The sequence below is a fragment of the Kitasatospora sp. NPDC056651 genome, assembly GCF_042792155.1.
Classification (GTDB): Bacteria; Actinomycetota; Actinomycetes; order Streptomycetales; family Streptomycetaceae; genus Kitasatospora.
The window spans coordinates 54,989-68,199 of record NZ_JBHTWX010000039.1 but is presented as its reverse complement, the minus strand read 5'-3'; the positions used below and the strand labels follow the sequence as shown (position 1 = coordinate 68,199).

Sequence of the window (13,211 nt, the reverse complement as noted above, 5' to 3'; positions counted from 1 at the left end):
GTCAGCGGCAGCCTCGACATCGGCCCACGCCCCGGCGGCGGCTTCCGCATCCGCGCCACCCTCCCCCTCAAGGCGGCCCACTAGACACGGCCCGGCCCGGTCCGCCGTCCACCCCCGTCCAAGGAGTCCCACCTTGACCATCCGCGTGATGCTCGTCGACGACCAGGAACTGCTGCGCACCGGATTCCGGATGATCCTCCAGTCACAGGGCGACATCGAGATCGCCGCCGAGGCGGGCGACGGCGCGCAGGCCCTGGAGAGGCTGCGGCACACCGAGGTCGACGTGATCCTGATGGACGTCCGGATGCCGCGGCTGGACGGCGTGCAGGCGACCCGCCGGATCTGCCTGTCCGAGGACGGCAGCCCGCTCCCGAACGCCCCGCACGTGCTCATCCTCACCACCTTCGACCTGGACGAGTACGCCTTCGCCGCGCTCAAGGCCGGTGCCAGCGGCTTCCTCCTCAAGGACGTCCCGCCGACCGAGCTGGTGGCCGCGATCCGCGCGGTGCACGGCGGGGACGCGGTGGTCGCGCCGACCACCACCCGCCGGATGATCGACCGCTTCGCCGAGGTGCTGCCCACCCCGCACAGCGCACCCGGCTCGGACGTCATCGGTCCGCTGACCGAGCGCGAGCGGGAGGTGTTCCTGCTGGTCGCCCAGGGGCTCTCGAACGGCGAGATCGCGGCCCGGCTGGTGCTCTCCGAGGCCACCGTGAAGACCCACGTCGGCCGGATCCTGGCCAAGCTCGGCCTGCGCGACCGGGTCCAGGCGGTGGTGCTGGCGTACGAGGCCGGGCTGATCCGCGCCGGGGCCGCCGACTGACCCCGCCCGTACACTGGGGCGGTACGTCCGGTACCCACAGGTGGACCGGAACGGTCATTCAGGACAAGGGTGGACATGAGTTCGTCCGACTTCGCCGACTTCGCCCCGCTCGGTGATCCCAGCGACCCCGGCAACCGCCCGGCCCGGCTGGCCGTCGGCGTGGTCGGCACCGGCCGGGTCGGCCCCGCGCTGGGCGCGGCCCTCCAGCTCGCCGGGCACACCGTGGTCGCCGCCTCCGGGGTGTCCGCCGCTTCGCGCCGCCGCGCCGAGGCGCTGCTGCCGGGCGTGCGGATCGTCACCCCGCCGCAGGTGCTGGCCGCCGCGGACCTGGTGCTGCTGACCGTCCCGGACGACACGCTGGCCGACCTGGTGACCGGGCTGGCCGCCACCGGCGCGGTCCGTCCCGGCCAGCTGCTGGTGCACACCTCCGGCGCGCACGGCGTCGCCGTCCTGGAACCCGCCACCCGGGCCGGGGCGCTGCCGCTGGCCCTGCACCCGGCGATGACCTTCACCGGCACCTCGGTGGACCTGGCCCGGCTGGCCGGCTGCCCGTTCGGCGTCACCGCCCCCGAGGAGCTGCGGCCGGTCGCCGAGGCCCTGGTGGTGGAGATGGGCGGCGAGCCCGAGTGGGTCCCCGAGGAGGTCCGCCCGCTCTACCACACCGCCCTCGCGCACGGCGCGAACCACCTGGTCACCCTGGTCGCGCAGGCGATGGAACTGCTGCGCGCGGCCGGCGTCGCCGAGCCCGGCCGGATGCTCGGCCCGCTGCTGGGCGCCGCCCTGGACAACAGCTTGCGCTCCGGCGACGCGGCCCTCACCGGCCCGGTCGCCCGGGGCGACCAGGGCACCGTACGGCGCCACCTGGCGCAGCTCAGTACGGTGTCCCCGGACATCCCGGCGGCCTACCGGGCGATGGCCCGCGCCACCGCCCAGCGGGCGCTCGCCAACGGGACGATCGACGAAACGTCGGCGGCTGCGCTGCTGGACGTACTGAACGAGGAGAAGCGGTAGATGGCACGCGGTAAGCAGTCGAACAAGCCCCAGCGGACGCCGAAGGTCCACCGGGCCGTCCTGACCCGCACCGTGGACGACTTCGAGGCCGCGTTCTGGCCGGACGAGCAGCCGGTCGACAACGCCGTCGTGATGACCATGGGCGCGCTGCACGAGGGCCACGCCGCGCTGATCCGGGCCGCCCGCAAGCAGGTCGGCCGGGACGGCCGGGTCGCCGTGACGGTCTTCGTCAACCCGCTCCAGTTCGGCCCGACCGAGGACCTGGAGCGCTACCCGCGCACCCTCGACGCCGACCTGAGGCTGGCCGAGGAGAACGGCGCCGACGTGGTCTTCGCGCCGTCCGTCGACGAGGTCTACCCGAACGGCGAGCCGCAGGTGCGCCTGGTGGCCGGCCCGATGGGCGAGCGCTACGAGGGCGCCACCCGGCCCGGCCACTTCGACGGCGTGCTGACCGTGGTCGCCAAGCTGCTGCACATCACCGACCCGGACTTCGCCTTCTTCGGCGAGAAGGACGCCCAGCAGCTGGCGATCATCCGGCGGATGGTCGCCGACCTGGACTTCGACGTCGAGATCGTCGGCGTGCCGACCATCCGCGAGGAGGACGGCCTGGCGCTGTCCTCGCGCAACCAGTACCTCTCGGCGGAGGAGCGCGAGCGCGCGCTCACCCTGTCCAAGGCCCTGTTCGCCGGCCGGGACGCCGGCGCGAAGGGCCCGAAGGCCGTCCGCGAGGCCGCCGCGGCCGCCCTGGACGGCGCCGAGGGCATCACCCTGGACTACCTCGCCCTGATCGACCCGCACGACTTCTCCGAGGCGGCGGAGGACTTCCAGGGCGAGGCCGTGCTGGCCGTCGCCGCGAAGGTGGGCCCGACCCGCCTGATCGACAACGTCCACGTCATCTGCCGCTAGGCGGATGACCGTTTGGCGCTGAATCTGCCGCCAGGCGGATGACCGTCCGGCGCTGAATCCACCGCCAGGCAGGACCCACTGCGCACCACCGCAGCAAGACCCCCTTCAGGCATGCACTCACAGGAGGCGTGACCCGCAATGCTCCGCACCATGCTCAAGTCCAAGATCCACCGGGCCACCGTGACCCAGGCCGACCTGCACTACGTCGGCTCCGTCACGGTGGACGAGGACCTGCTCGACGCCGCCGACCTGCTCCCCGGCGAGCTGGTCCACATCGTCGACATCGACAACGGCGCCCGGCTGGAGACCTACACCATCGCCGGCCCGCGCGGCTCCGGCGTGATCGGCATCAACGGCGCCGCCGCCCGCCTGGTCCACCCCGGCGACCTGGTCATCCTCATCGCCTACGGGCAGATGGACACGGCCGAGGCCAAGGGCTACGAGCCGAAGATCGTCTTCGTGGACGGGCAGAACCGGATCACCTCCCTGGGCGGGGACCCGGCCGAAGCACCGGAGGGCAGCGGACTGCTGCGCGGGGACGCGGCGTACCGTGACGGCAACGGCGCGGCCGACGCCGCCTCGCGCTGAAGGAGCCACCCACCCATGTCCAAGCACCGCCTCACCGCCCCGGCCCCGGGCTGGACCGCCACCACCGACGTGGTCGTGGTCGGCTCCGGCATCGCCGGCCTCACCGTCGCCCTCAACGTCCGCAAGGCCGGCCTGCGGGCCATGGTGGTCACCAAGGCGATGCTGGACGAGGGCTCCACCCGCTGGGCCCAGGGCGGCATAGCCGCCGCCCTGGGCGAGGGGGACACCCCGGAGCAGCACCTGGACGACACCCTGGTGGCCGGCGCCGGCGTCTGCGACGAGGAGGCCGTCCGCACCCTGGTCACCGAGGGCCCGGACGCCGTCCGCCGGCTGATCGCGGTCGGCGCCGCCTTCGACCGCGACGAGGACGGCGAGATCCTGCTCACCCGCGAGGGCGGCCACCACCGCCACCGGATCGTGCACGCCGGCGGGGACGCCACCGGCGCGGAGGTCTCCCGCGCCCTGGTCGCCGCCGTCCGCAGCGACCCGGACCTCGAACTGATCGAGCACGCGCTCGTCCTCGACCTGCTGACCGACGCCGAGGGCCACACCGCCGGCCTCACCCTGCACGTGATGGGCGAGGGCCAGCGCGACGGCGTCGGCGCCGTCCGGGCCCGCGCGGTGGTGCTCGCCACCGGCGGCCTGGGCCAGGTCTTCTCCGCCACCACCAACCCGGCCGTCTCCACCGGCGACGGCGTGGCCCTGGCCCTGCGGGCCGGCGCCGCCGCCGCCGACCTGGAGTTCGTCCAGTTCCACCCGACCGTGCTCTGGCTCGGCCCGGACGCCGCGGGCCAGCAGCCGCTGGTCTCCGAGGCCGTGCGCGGCGAGGGCGCCCACCTGGTGGACGCCGACGGCGTGCGCTTCATGGTCGGGCAGCACGAACTGGCCGAACTCGCCCCGCGCGACATCGTCGCCAAGGCGATCACCCGGCGCATGCAGGAGCGGGGCGCCGACCACATGTACCTGGACGGGCGGCACTTCGGCGCCGAGATGTGGGAGCACCGCTTCCCCACCATCCTGGCGTCCTGCCGCTCCCACGGCATCGACCCGGTCACCGAGCCGATTCCGATCGCCCCGGCCGCGCACCACGCCGCCGGCGGCGTCCGCACCGACCGGCACGGCCGCACCTCCGTCCCCGGCCTGTACGCCTGCGGCGAGGTCGCCTGCACCGGCGTGCACGGCGCCAACCGGCTGGCCTCCAACTCCCTGCTGGAGGGCCTGGTCTTCGCCGAGCGGATCGCCGCCGACCTGGCCGAGCGCCACGCGGCGGGCGAACTTCCCGAGCGCACCGTCGACGTCGCCGCCGCGCGGGCCGCCCGGCCGGTGCCGCTGCCGGCCTCCGAGGCGCGCGCCGAGATCCAGCGGCTGATGTCGCGCGGCGCGGGCGTCCTGCGCTCGGCCGCCTCGCTGGCCGACGCCGCGGCCGGGCTGGCGCTGCTCGCCGAGCAGGCCCGCTGCCACATGGCCGAGGAGAAGCCGGCCGACCCCCGGGTGGAGACCTGGGAGGCCGCCAACCTGCTGCTGGTCGCCACCGCCCTGGTCGCGGCCGCCGCGCAGCGCGAGGAGACCCGTGGCGGCCACTGGCGCGAGGACTTCCCCGAACGCGACGACGCCCACTGGCGGCGCCACCTGATCACCACCCTCGCCGCCGCCGGCGGCCCCGTCAGCACCCCTGAGGAGCAGTAGGACCATGACCCACTCCCACGAGGAACTCCCCCTGGCCGACCCGGACGGCTGCGGCGACGGCTGCGCCTGCGGGGACGGCGAGGGCTACGAGACCGGCCTGGACCCGCAGCTGGCCGAGCTGCTGGAGCGCGCCGGGCTGGACCCGGTCGAGGTCGAGGACATCGCCACCCTGGCGCTGGCCGAGGACCTGGCCGGCGGCGAGGACGTCACCTCGGTGGCGACCGTGCCCGCCGAGGCCGTCGCGACCGCCGACTTCACCGCCCGCCAGGCCGGCGTGGTGGCCGGCCTGCGGGTCGCCGAGGCCGTCGTCTCGCTGATCTGCGAGGAGGAGTTCGAGGTCGAGCGGCACGTCGAGGACGGCGACCGGGTGGCGGCCGGCCAGGTGCTGCTCTCGGTCCGCTCCCGCACCCGTGACCTGCTGACCGCCGAGCGCAGCGCGCTCAACCTGCTCTGCCACCTGTCCGGCATCGCCACCGCGACCCGCGCCTGGGCGGACGCCCTGGAGGGCACCGGCGCGGTGGTCCGGGACACCCGCAAGACCACCCCGGGCCTGCGCGCGCTGGAGAAGTTCGCGGTGCGCTGCGGCGGCGGCGCCAACCACCGGATGGCGCTCTCGGACGCCGCGCTGGTGAAGGACAACCACGTGGTCGCGGCCGGCGGCGTGGCCGAGGCCTTCCGGGCCGTCCGGGCCGCGTACCCGGAGCTGCCGGTCGAGGTCGAGGTGGACTCGCTGGAGCAGATCCCGCCGGTGCTGGAGGCCGGGGCGGACCTGATCCTGCTGGACAACTTCACCGTCGACCAGCTGAAGGAGGCCGTCGCGCTGGTGGCCGGCCGGGCGAAGCTGGAGGCCTCCGGCGGACTGACCCTGGCCGGCGCGCGCGAGGTCGCCCAGACTGGTGTCGACTACCTGGCCGTGGGCGCGCTCACCCACTCCTCGCCGGTCCTGGACATCGGCCTGGACCTGCGCGCCTGACCGTCAGATCGAGCACAGCCCCGTCCCGACTCGCAGAAAGCGTCCCCGTGCTCCTCACCATCGACGTCGGCAACACCCAGACCACGCTCGGCCTGTTCGACGGCGAGGACGTGGCGGAACACTGGCGGATCTCCACCGATCCGCGCCGCACGGCCGATGAACTGGCGGTGCTGCTACAGGGGTTGATGGGCAACCACACCGCGGTCCGGGAGGCCGCCGTGGAGGGCCTGGCGATCTGCTCCTCCGTCCCCGCCGTGCTCCACGAGCTCCGCGAGGTGACCCGCCGCTACTACGGCGACGTCCCCGCGGTGATCGTGGAGCCCGGCGTGAAGACCGGGGTGCACGTCCTGATGGACAACCCCAAGGAGGTCGGCGCGGACCGGATCGTCAACGCGCTGGCCGCCAACCACCTGTACGGCGGCCCGTGCATCGTGGTCGACTTCGGCACCGCGACCACCTTCGACGCCGTCAACGCCCGCGGCGACTACGTCGGCGGCGCGATCGCCCCCGGCATCGAGATCTCGGTCGAGGCGCTCGGCGTCCGCGGCGCCCAGCTGCGCAAGATCGAGCTGGCCCGACCCCGCAACGTGATCGGGAAGAACACCGTCGAGGGCATGCAGTCCGGCATCCTCTACGGCTTCGCCGGGCAGGTCGACGGCCTGGTCGAGCGGATGGCGCGGGAGCTGGCCAAGGACCCGGACGACGTCCAGGTGATCGCCACCGGCGGCCTCGCGCCCCTGGTCCTCGGCGAGGCCACCACCATCGACGTGCACGAGCCCTGGCTGACCCTGATCGGCCTGCGCCTGGTGTACGAGCGCAACCGGCCCACCGCCGCCGGCTGAGCGGCGCTCAGGGAGCGGGTGTCGGGGCGAGCGGCGGGGCCGTCGGCAGGACGCCCGGCGGGATGAGGGTCGGGCCCGGCGGAACGACGACCCCGACGGATCCCGGGGTCGAGGTGAGCGTGACCTGCCACCCGACCACCGCGTCCGGGGGCAGGGCCGCCGCGACCGCCTTCCACCGCGGGTCCGTCGCCACCTTGCCGAGCTGGTCCACGGTCAGCGGCGGGTCGGTCCGGGTGATCGGGGTGTCCTGCCTCAGCGGCTCGCGGTTCCACTCCTGGAGCATCAGCTGGTAGCCCTTCCCGGTCACCACCGCGGACCAGGTCTTCGAGCCGGCCGGCTCCCCGTCCCGGGTGGCGGCCTGGTAGAGGCGCAGCCGGGCACCGTCCGCCAGGGCGGTGTCGGTGCACGCGTCCCCGGCGGGCGCTCCGGCCGGGCAGCCGACCTCGCCGATCCCGACCCGGGTGATCCACATCAGGTACTGCGCCCGGCCGTGGCCGTCGTCCAGGGTCAGCCGCACCTGCGGGGTGCCGCTCTCCGTCCCCCGGCCCTCGGCCTCCACCACGGTTCCCGGCGGCAGGAGTTCGGTGAGCATCCGCTGGAACTCCGGTCCGCTGACCGGGGTGGCGGCGGCGCTCGGCGACCCGCCCGACGCCGCGCCGACCGCCGTCGTACCGGGCCCGGGCAGCAGGCCGCCGAGCGCGGCTCCGCCCACCCCGACCAGGGCCAGCGCGAGGGCGGTGCCCGCCACCGCTCCGGCCCGCCGCCTGCGGCGCAGCCGGCGGCCGTGCGACCAGCCGGTGTCGACCAGTGGTCCGGCCTCGGTGTCGAAGGCCTCACCGGCCTGTCCGAGGGCCGCGGTGAAGGCCCGCTCGAACCGCTCGTCGGGACCGTCGTGTTCTGCGGACATGCTGAACCAGCCTCTCTGCCAAATGGGTCGAAGTGTCGTGCGGCGCCGCCGGCTCAGCGCTCGGCGAGTTCCCCGATGCCGTCGCCGAGGACGGCGCGGATCCGGCCGAGGGCGCGGAACGCCTGGGTCCGGACGGCGCCCGGGGTGCTGCGCAGGATCCCGGCGGTCTCCTCGACGCTGCGGTCCTCCCAGTAGCGGAGCACCAGCACCGCCCGGTCGCGCGGCGCGAGCCGGCCGAGCGCGTCGAGCAGGGTCAGCCGAAGTTCCGGGTCGCCCTGCGGCGCCGCGCCGTCCGGCACCGCGTCGACCGGCCGCTCGCCGCTGGAGCGGCGGCCGCGGTGCGACAGGAAGACCCGTACCAGCACCGTGTGGGCGTATCCCGCCGGGTTGTCGATCCGGGGTTTGGAGGCGAACCAGGAGGTGCGGTGCCACTGGACGTAGATCCGTCCGAGCGCCTCCTGCACCAGGTCCTCGGCGAGGTGGGTGTCCCCGCCGGTGAGCAGGCAGGCGGACCGGTAGAGCGGGCGGGCCCGGGAGGCCGCGAAGTCCTGGAAGTCCTCGTCCCGCCGCCGGCCCCGGGCCGCCTTCTCCTGACCGTCCGGTCGCATCCTGCCCGGCCCCCTCGTTCGTTCTCCCCTGACACCTGGATGACCGGGTGCGCCCGGGGCGGCGTTACAGGCGGAGACGAAACGCTTCTTCGCCGAGCCGGAACGCGGGCGGTTCGGCCGCGACGCTACCGACAAATCGGATATTCCTCACGTAGTGTCAGCCCATGCCTACGCCACACGGATCGCGCGGCGGCATGGCCTTCAGCGCCGACGAAGTCCGCGTGCTGCGCCGCGCCCTCGCCCAAGCCCTGCACCCCTCCGTCCCCGTCCACCTCCAGCGGCCCGACCGGCCGGCCTTCGCCGGGCCGGGCGCCGAACTCTGGGCGGAGGACGTCCAGGACGCGCTGCGCCTGACCGAGGCGATCGACGAGGCCGTCCAGGAGGGCGGCCGCCTGCGCGCCTTCCTGCTCGACGACCTCGGGCGCTACCGCTCCGCCCTGCCCGGCAGCGCCCCCGGCTACCTGGAGCGGCTGGAGGAGGCGGTGTCCGACGGGTACCTGCCCGGACCGGAGGACCTCACCGCCCTGCGCGGGCTGAGCCGCCAGCCCTGCGGCCACGGCGAGCGGGCCCGCCGCTCCCGGCTGGCCGGGCGCTGCCACGCGCTGGCCGAGGCCGCCGTCCGCGAGCGGCTCGCCCTCGCCGGCGCACAGCACCGCCACCTGGTGGCCGTACCGAGCCCCGCCGCACCGCCGCACAGTCACCCCACCCCTGTAGGAGGACGGACCACCATGAGCAGCACCGACTCCCGCCCGGAGCAGCCCGCCCCCGCGCAGAACCCGCCCCGTCCGCACCGGATGCCCACCCCCGCCGAGCTGTTCGGCCGCCGCCCCAAGCCCGCGGCCCACCCCGCTCCGCCCGCCGAGCCGGACCCCGAGGACATCGAGCTCGCCACCGGCACCGGCTGAGCGGTCCGCGCCCGTTCCGGGGGAGTTCGAGGACACGTCCGAGGGGAGGCCGCCGCCGCGGCCTCCCCTCTCGGCGTCATCCCGGCGCGGAGCACCGTGTGTGGCTGGCTACCCTTGTGGGGTGAGCGATCAGAGCCTTGTTCCCGCGACCGACGACCTTCCCGAGCAGATGCGCGTCCGGCGCGAGAAGCTGGACCGGCTCCGGGCGGCCGGCGTCGACCCGTACCCGGTCGGATTCCCCCGCACCACCACCATCGCGGACCTGCGTGCCAAGCACCCCGACCTGGAGCCGGACACCGCGACCGGCGAGCGAGCCGGCGTGACCGGCCGCGTGATCCTCTCCCGCACCGGCGGCAAGCTCTGCTTCGCCACCCTGCGCGACGGCACCGGCGACCTCCAGGTGATGTTCTCCCTGGACAAGCTGGGCCCGGAGCGGCTGGCCGCCTGGAAGACCGACATCGACCTCGGCGACCAGGTCGGCGTCGAGGGCGAGGTGATCACCTCCAAGCGCGGCGAGCTGTCCGTGATGGTGGACCGCTGGGAGCTCACCGCCAAGTGCCTGCGCCCGCTGCCGGACAAGCACAAGGGCCTGACCGACCCGGAGGCCCGGGTCCGCCAGCGCTACGTGGACCTGATCGTCAACCCCGAGGCCCGCGAGATCCTGCACCTGCGCAGCAAGGTCGTCCGCTCGATCCGCCGCACCTACGAGGACCAGGGCTACATCGAGGTCGAGACCCCGATGCTCCAGCCGGTGCACGGCGGCGCCAACGCGCGTCCGTTCAAGACCCACATCAACGCGTACGACATCGACCTCTACATGCGCATCGCCCCCGAGCTGTACCTCAAGCGGCTGGTGGTCGGCGGCGCCGAGAAGGTCTTCGAGATCAACCGCAACTTCCGCAACGAGGGCGCGGACTCCACCCACAACCCGGAGTTCACCTCGCTGGAGTCGTACGAGGCCTACGGCGACTACGACACCCAGGCCGCGCTGATCCGCGAGACGATCGTCAACGCGGCCCGGGACGCGCTGGGCACCACGGTGATCAAGGGCGTGGACGCGCACGGCGTCGAGCACGAGATCGACCTGGCCGAGCCGTGGGAGGAGGTCCGGGTCTACCCGGGCATCTCCGCCCGCCTGGGCACCGAGGTCACCCCGGAGACCAGCGTCGAGGAGCTGCGCAAGCTGGCCGCCGAGCACGGCATCCCGTTCGAGAAGGACTGGGGCCACGGCCAGATCGTGCTGGAGATGGTCGAGCGCCTGCTGGAGGAGAACGCCGTCCGGCCGACCTTCATCAAGGACTACCCGACCGAGGTCTCCCCGCTGACCCGCCAGCACCGCTCGCAGCCCGGCGTGGCCGAGAAGTGGGACCTGGTGATCTTCGGGACGGAGATCGGCACCGCCTACTCCGAGCTGGTCGACCCGGTCGAGCAGCGCGCCCGCCTCACCGCCCAGTCCCTGCTGGCGGCCGGCGGCGACGTCGAGGCGATGCAGGTGGACGAGGACTTCCTGCGCGCCCTGGAGTACGCGATGCCCCCGACCGGTGGCCTCGGCCTCGGCGTGGACCGCCTGATCATGCTGCTGACCGGCAAGAACATCCGGGAGACGGTGCTCTTCCCGCTGGTGAAGCCGGAGCCGAAGGCTTCCGCCGCGACGGCGGAGAAGACCGAGGAGGAGTGACCTGATGGACTACGTCAGCGCGATCGTGCCGCCGCTGGTCATGGCGATCGGCTTCGGGTTCCTGGTGCGGGCCATCGTCCGCAGCCAGGGCGGGGCCCAGCGGGCCAAGGAAGACCTCGACTGACCCCGCCGGACGCTCCGGACGACCACGCGCCGCCATTCCCGATTCCCGGGGGTGGCGGCGCGCCGGTTTGGCGCACTTCACAAGATTTGCCCCATTCACTCCCTATCCTGGCCGCACTATGGTCCGGCAACTCGGCGAACTTGAGAACGCCATCATGACCCGGGTCTGGCAGTGGAACCGACCGGTGACGGTTCGCGAGGTTCTCCTGGATCTGCGGTCGGAACGCGAAATCGCGTACACCACGGTGATGACCGTCCTGGACAAGCTCCACAGAAAGGGCTGGCTGCGCCGCGAGCGGGTCGGCCGGGCCTATCGATATGAACCGGTCTCCTCGCGTGAGGCGTACACGGCGGCCCTGATGAACGACGCCTGGGCCACCAGCGACAATCCGGCGGCGGCCCTGGTGCACTTCTTCGGCCTGATGTCGCCCGAGCAACGCGAAGCGCTCCGGGACGCGTTGCGGGTGGCCGCGCTGTTCCCGCCCGATCCGGCCGGCCCGGATTCCGCGGACCCGGGTTCGGATACCGGCGGGACGGAACCGGGATCGGCGCGATAACGTCCCGACCATGGAGGTCACCATCCGCCGGGCGCGGACCACGGACGTTCGGGCAGTACGCAGGCTCATCGACGACTACGCACGACACGGCATTCTGCTGGACAAGCCCACAGTCACACTGTTCGAATCCGTCCAGGAGTTCTGGGTCGCCGAGCGCGACGACGACGGCACGGTGGTGGCCTGCGGCGCGCTGCACGTGATGTGGGAGGACCTCGCCGAGGTCCGCACGCTCGCGGTCGATCCGGCCGTCCGCGGCACCGGGATCGGGCACGTGCTGCTGGAGAAGCTGGTGCAGACGGCACGCTGGCTGGGCGTCCGTCGGATTTTCTGCTTGACGTTCGAGGTCGCCTTCTTCGCGAAACACGGTTTCGTCGAGATCGGCGAGCTCCAGGAAACCGATGATGGTACGACAGACCCGGCGGCGATCGCTACGGATGTCTATGAAGAACTCCTCCGCTCGTACGATGAAGGCGTCGCCGAGTTCCTCGACCTGGAGCGCGTGAAGCCCAACACTCTGGGCAACTCGCGCATGCTGCTGCACCTCTGAGCCGCTCCATCGGGGTCAAGGGTTTGTGTTTTCCGGAGAAAGGCGCTTTCCTTTCCTCAGGCAATGGGTCGTTTAGCGGAAAGGGAAGCCCGTGGCACAGAGGGTGCAGGTCATTCTTGAAGACGATCTCGACGGCGGTTCGGCGGACGAGACGGTGACGTTCGCGCTCGACGGCGTTGCCTACGAGATCGACCTGAAGAGCGCCAACGCGGACAAGCTCCGCGGCCTGCTGGCGCCGTACGTGGAGAAGGGCCGCAAGCAGAGCGGCCGGCTCGCCGGCGCCCGCCGTCCGGCCCGCGGCGGTGCGGCGCGTCCGTCCGGCGGCGCGCCGGACACCGCCAAGATCCGCGCCTGGGCCAAGGAGCAGGGCATGGACGTCAACGACCGCGGCCGGGTGCCGAGCAACGTCCGCGAGGCCTACGAGCAGGCCAACGCGTCCTGATCCCGGCGCCGCAGGACCGCCGGAGCGGGTGCGGGGCCCCGGCGGCCGGACGACGGCGCCGCGCTGACACGCACGGGGCGCGGAGGGAACTCCTCCGCGCCCCGCGGCGCGTGCCCGGGCCCGGGTCCGGAACGCCGTCCGAGCCGCCCGCCGGGCCACTGCCCGGGCGGCCGCTCGGGCGGCGGAACAATCACCGGCTGTGCAACGCTGTAAGAGCGAAGCGGTAACGCCGACACCACCGGGTCGGCCCACCGGCCACTCGGCCACCGTTCAACCGCCGCCAGTACGGCCCGACTTCTCGCCAGGCGAACACCGCCACCACGGAAACTGCGCGAGAACCGCCCCGATACCGGGTATGAATGCAGGTGGACGGGTTCTTCGGCCCGTCCAGGGGCAGTATGTGCGACCGGCCGGACGGTTCCGGCCACGCCCCCGGCGGCACGTGTTCGCCGATGGCGTAGCGGAATCCGGTGCATCCGGCCCGCCTGTGGGAACACCGATTCCCAGCATCAGGTTGGGATTGGTGTCGGCTGGTCGCGCAGCATCTCGCTCCTCTACCGGGGAGTGAATCCGTGGGCCGCGCCGCTGAGCGGGACTAGCATGCGGAAGGACAGG

At 73.3% G+C, this 13,211-nt stretch carries 14 protein-coding genes; 12 read left to right on the top strand and 2 right to left on the bottom strand.

The features are described 5' to 3' along the window. Positions 1-133: 133 nt before the first annotated feature. The 7 genes from ACFRAR_RS17605 to ACFRAR_RS17575 all read left to right on the top strand — a co-directional run bounded on the left by ACFRAR_RS17605 (position 134) and on the right by ACFRAR_RS17575 (position 6,829). Complete coding sequence (locus ACFRAR_RS17605; RefSeq protein WP_380698967.1) at positions 134-823, top strand: response regulator; 690 nt, start codon at positions 134-136, stop codon at positions 821-823. 75 nt (positions 824-898) lie between these two features. Then, complete coding sequence (locus ACFRAR_RS17600) at positions 899-1,834, top strand: Rossmann-like and DUF2520 domain-containing protein (protein ID WP_380698966.1); 936 nt, start codon at positions 899-901, stop codon at positions 1,832-1,834. Next, a complete protein-coding gene (panC, locus tag ACFRAR_RS17595; RefSeq protein ID WP_380698965.1) occupies positions 1,835-2,740 on the top strand; it encodes a pantoate--beta-alanine ligase in 906 nt (301 codons plus the stop codon). A 138-nt stretch (positions 2,741-2,878) separates the two neighbouring features. Beyond that, positions 2,879-3,328: an aspartate 1-decarboxylase gene (panD, locus tag ACFRAR_RS17590; RefSeq protein WP_380698964.1), complete on the top strand. Its 450-nt coding sequence runs from the start codon at positions 2,879-2,881 to the stop codon at positions 3,326-3,328. A 15-nt stretch (positions 3,329-3,343) separates the two neighbouring features. Continuing rightward, the gene (locus tag ACFRAR_RS17585; protein ID WP_380698963.1) at positions 3,344-5,014 is read left to right on the top strand and encodes an L-aspartate oxidase; all 1,671 of its coding nucleotides are present in this window, start codon (positions 3,344-3,346) and stop codon (positions 5,012-5,014) included. A 4-nt stretch (positions 5,015-5,018) separates the two neighbouring features. Beyond that, positions 5,019-5,987, top strand: coding sequence for a carboxylating nicotinate-nucleotide diphosphorylase (nadC, locus tag ACFRAR_RS17580; protein ID WP_380698962.1), 969 nt, complete (start codon positions 5,019-5,021; stop codon positions 5,985-5,987). A gap of 47 nt (positions 5,988-6,034) precedes the next feature. After that, positions 6,035-6,829 carry a type III pantothenate kinase gene (locus ACFRAR_RS17575; protein ID WP_380698961.1) on the top strand — a complete coding sequence of 265 codons (795 nt, stop codon included), beginning with the start codon at positions 6,035-6,037 and terminating at the stop codon, positions 6,827-6,829. Positions 6,830-6,836: 7 nt separating this feature from the next. Here ACFRAR_RS17575 and ACFRAR_RS17570 read toward each other — a convergent pair whose 3' ends face one another. Together ACFRAR_RS17570 and ACFRAR_RS17565 are read right to left on the bottom strand one after the other, a co-directional pair. Further along, positions 6,837-7,736 carry a hypothetical protein gene (locus ACFRAR_RS17570; protein ID WP_380698960.1) on the bottom strand — a complete coding sequence of 300 codons (900 nt, stop codon included), beginning with the start codon at positions 7,734-7,736 and terminating at the stop codon, positions 6,837-6,839. Positions 7,737-7,789: 53 nt separating this feature from the next. Beyond that, a complete protein-coding gene (locus ACFRAR_RS17565) occupies positions 7,790-8,344 on the bottom strand; it encodes a SigE family RNA polymerase sigma factor (RefSeq protein WP_380698959.1) in 555 nt (184 codons plus the stop codon). A 164-nt stretch (positions 8,345-8,508) separates the two neighbouring features. Between ACFRAR_RS17565 and ACFRAR_RS17560 the strand changes: the two genes are divergently transcribed. The 5 genes from ACFRAR_RS17560 to ACFRAR_RS17540 all read left to right on the top strand — a co-directional run bounded on the left by ACFRAR_RS17560 (position 8,509) and on the right by ACFRAR_RS17540 (position 12,596). Continuing rightward, entirely contained in the window at positions 8,509-9,249 is a 741-nt protein-coding gene (locus ACFRAR_RS17560; RefSeq protein WP_380698958.1) for a hypothetical protein, read from the top strand. 121 nt (positions 9,250-9,370) lie between these two features. Then, positions 9,371-10,927, top strand: coding sequence for a bifunctional lysylphosphatidylglycerol synthetase/lysine--tRNA ligase LysX (gene lysX, locus ACFRAR_RS17555; protein WP_380698957.1), 1,557 nt, complete (start codon positions 9,371-9,373; stop codon positions 10,925-10,927). Positions 10,928-11,169: 242 nt separating this feature from the next. Next, on the top strand, positions 11,170-11,607 hold the full coding sequence (locus ACFRAR_RS17550; protein WP_380698956.1) for a BlaI/MecI/CopY family transcriptional regulator: 438 nt from the start codon (positions 11,170-11,172) through the stop codon (positions 11,605-11,607). Between the two features lie 10 nt (positions 11,608-11,617). Then, positions 11,618-12,154, top strand: a complete 537-nt coding sequence (locus ACFRAR_RS17545) for an amino-acid N-acetyltransferase (RefSeq protein WP_380698955.1) — start codon at positions 11,618-11,620, stop codon at positions 12,152-12,154. 91 nt (positions 12,155-12,245) lie between these two features. Further along, positions 12,246-12,596, top strand: coding sequence for an Lsr2 family protein (locus tag ACFRAR_RS17540; RefSeq protein WP_380698954.1), 351 nt, complete (start codon positions 12,246-12,248; stop codon positions 12,594-12,596). Positions 12,597-13,211: the final 615 nt, after the last annotated feature.

What these genes read in the sequence shown, in the direction of transcription:
- ACFRAR_RS17560 (WP_380698958.1), top strand. Translation starts at nt 8,509, where the DNA reads ATGCCTACGCCACACGGATCGCGCGGCGGCATGGCCTTCAGCGCCGAC.
- ACFRAR_RS17565 (WP_380698959.1), bottom strand. Translation starts at nt 8,344, where the DNA reads ATGCGACCGGACGGTCAGGAGAAGGCGGCCCGGGGCCGGCGGCGGGAC.
- panC (WP_380698965.1), top strand. Translation starts at nt 1,835, where the DNA reads ATGGCACGCGGTAAGCAGTCGAACAAGCCCCAGCGGACGCCGAAGGTC.
- ACFRAR_RS17570 (WP_380698960.1), bottom strand. Translation starts at nt 7,736, where the DNA reads ATGTCCGCAGAACACGACGGTCCCGACGAGCGGTTCGAGCGGGCCTTC.
- ACFRAR_RS17600 (WP_380698966.1), top strand. Translation starts at nt 899, where the DNA reads ATGAGTTCGTCCGACTTCGCCGACTTCGCCCCGCTCGGTGATCCCAGC.
- nadC (WP_380698962.1), top strand. Translation starts at nt 5,019, where the DNA reads ATGACCCACTCCCACGAGGAACTCCCCCTGGCCGACCCGGACGGCTGC.
- ACFRAR_RS17585 (WP_380698963.1), top strand. Translation starts at nt 3,344, where the DNA reads ATGTCCAAGCACCGCCTCACCGCCCCGGCCCCGGGCTGGACCGCCACC.
- panD (WP_380698964.1), top strand. Translation starts at nt 2,879, where the DNA reads ATGCTCCGCACCATGCTCAAGTCCAAGATCCACCGGGCCACCGTGACC.
- ACFRAR_RS17545 (WP_380698955.1), top strand. Translation starts at nt 11,618, where the DNA reads ATGGAGGTCACCATCCGCCGGGCGCGGACCACGGACGTTCGGGCAGTA.
- ACFRAR_RS17550 (WP_380698956.1), top strand. Translation starts at nt 11,170, where the DNA reads ATGGTCCGGCAACTCGGCGAACTTGAGAACGCCATCATGACCCGGGTC.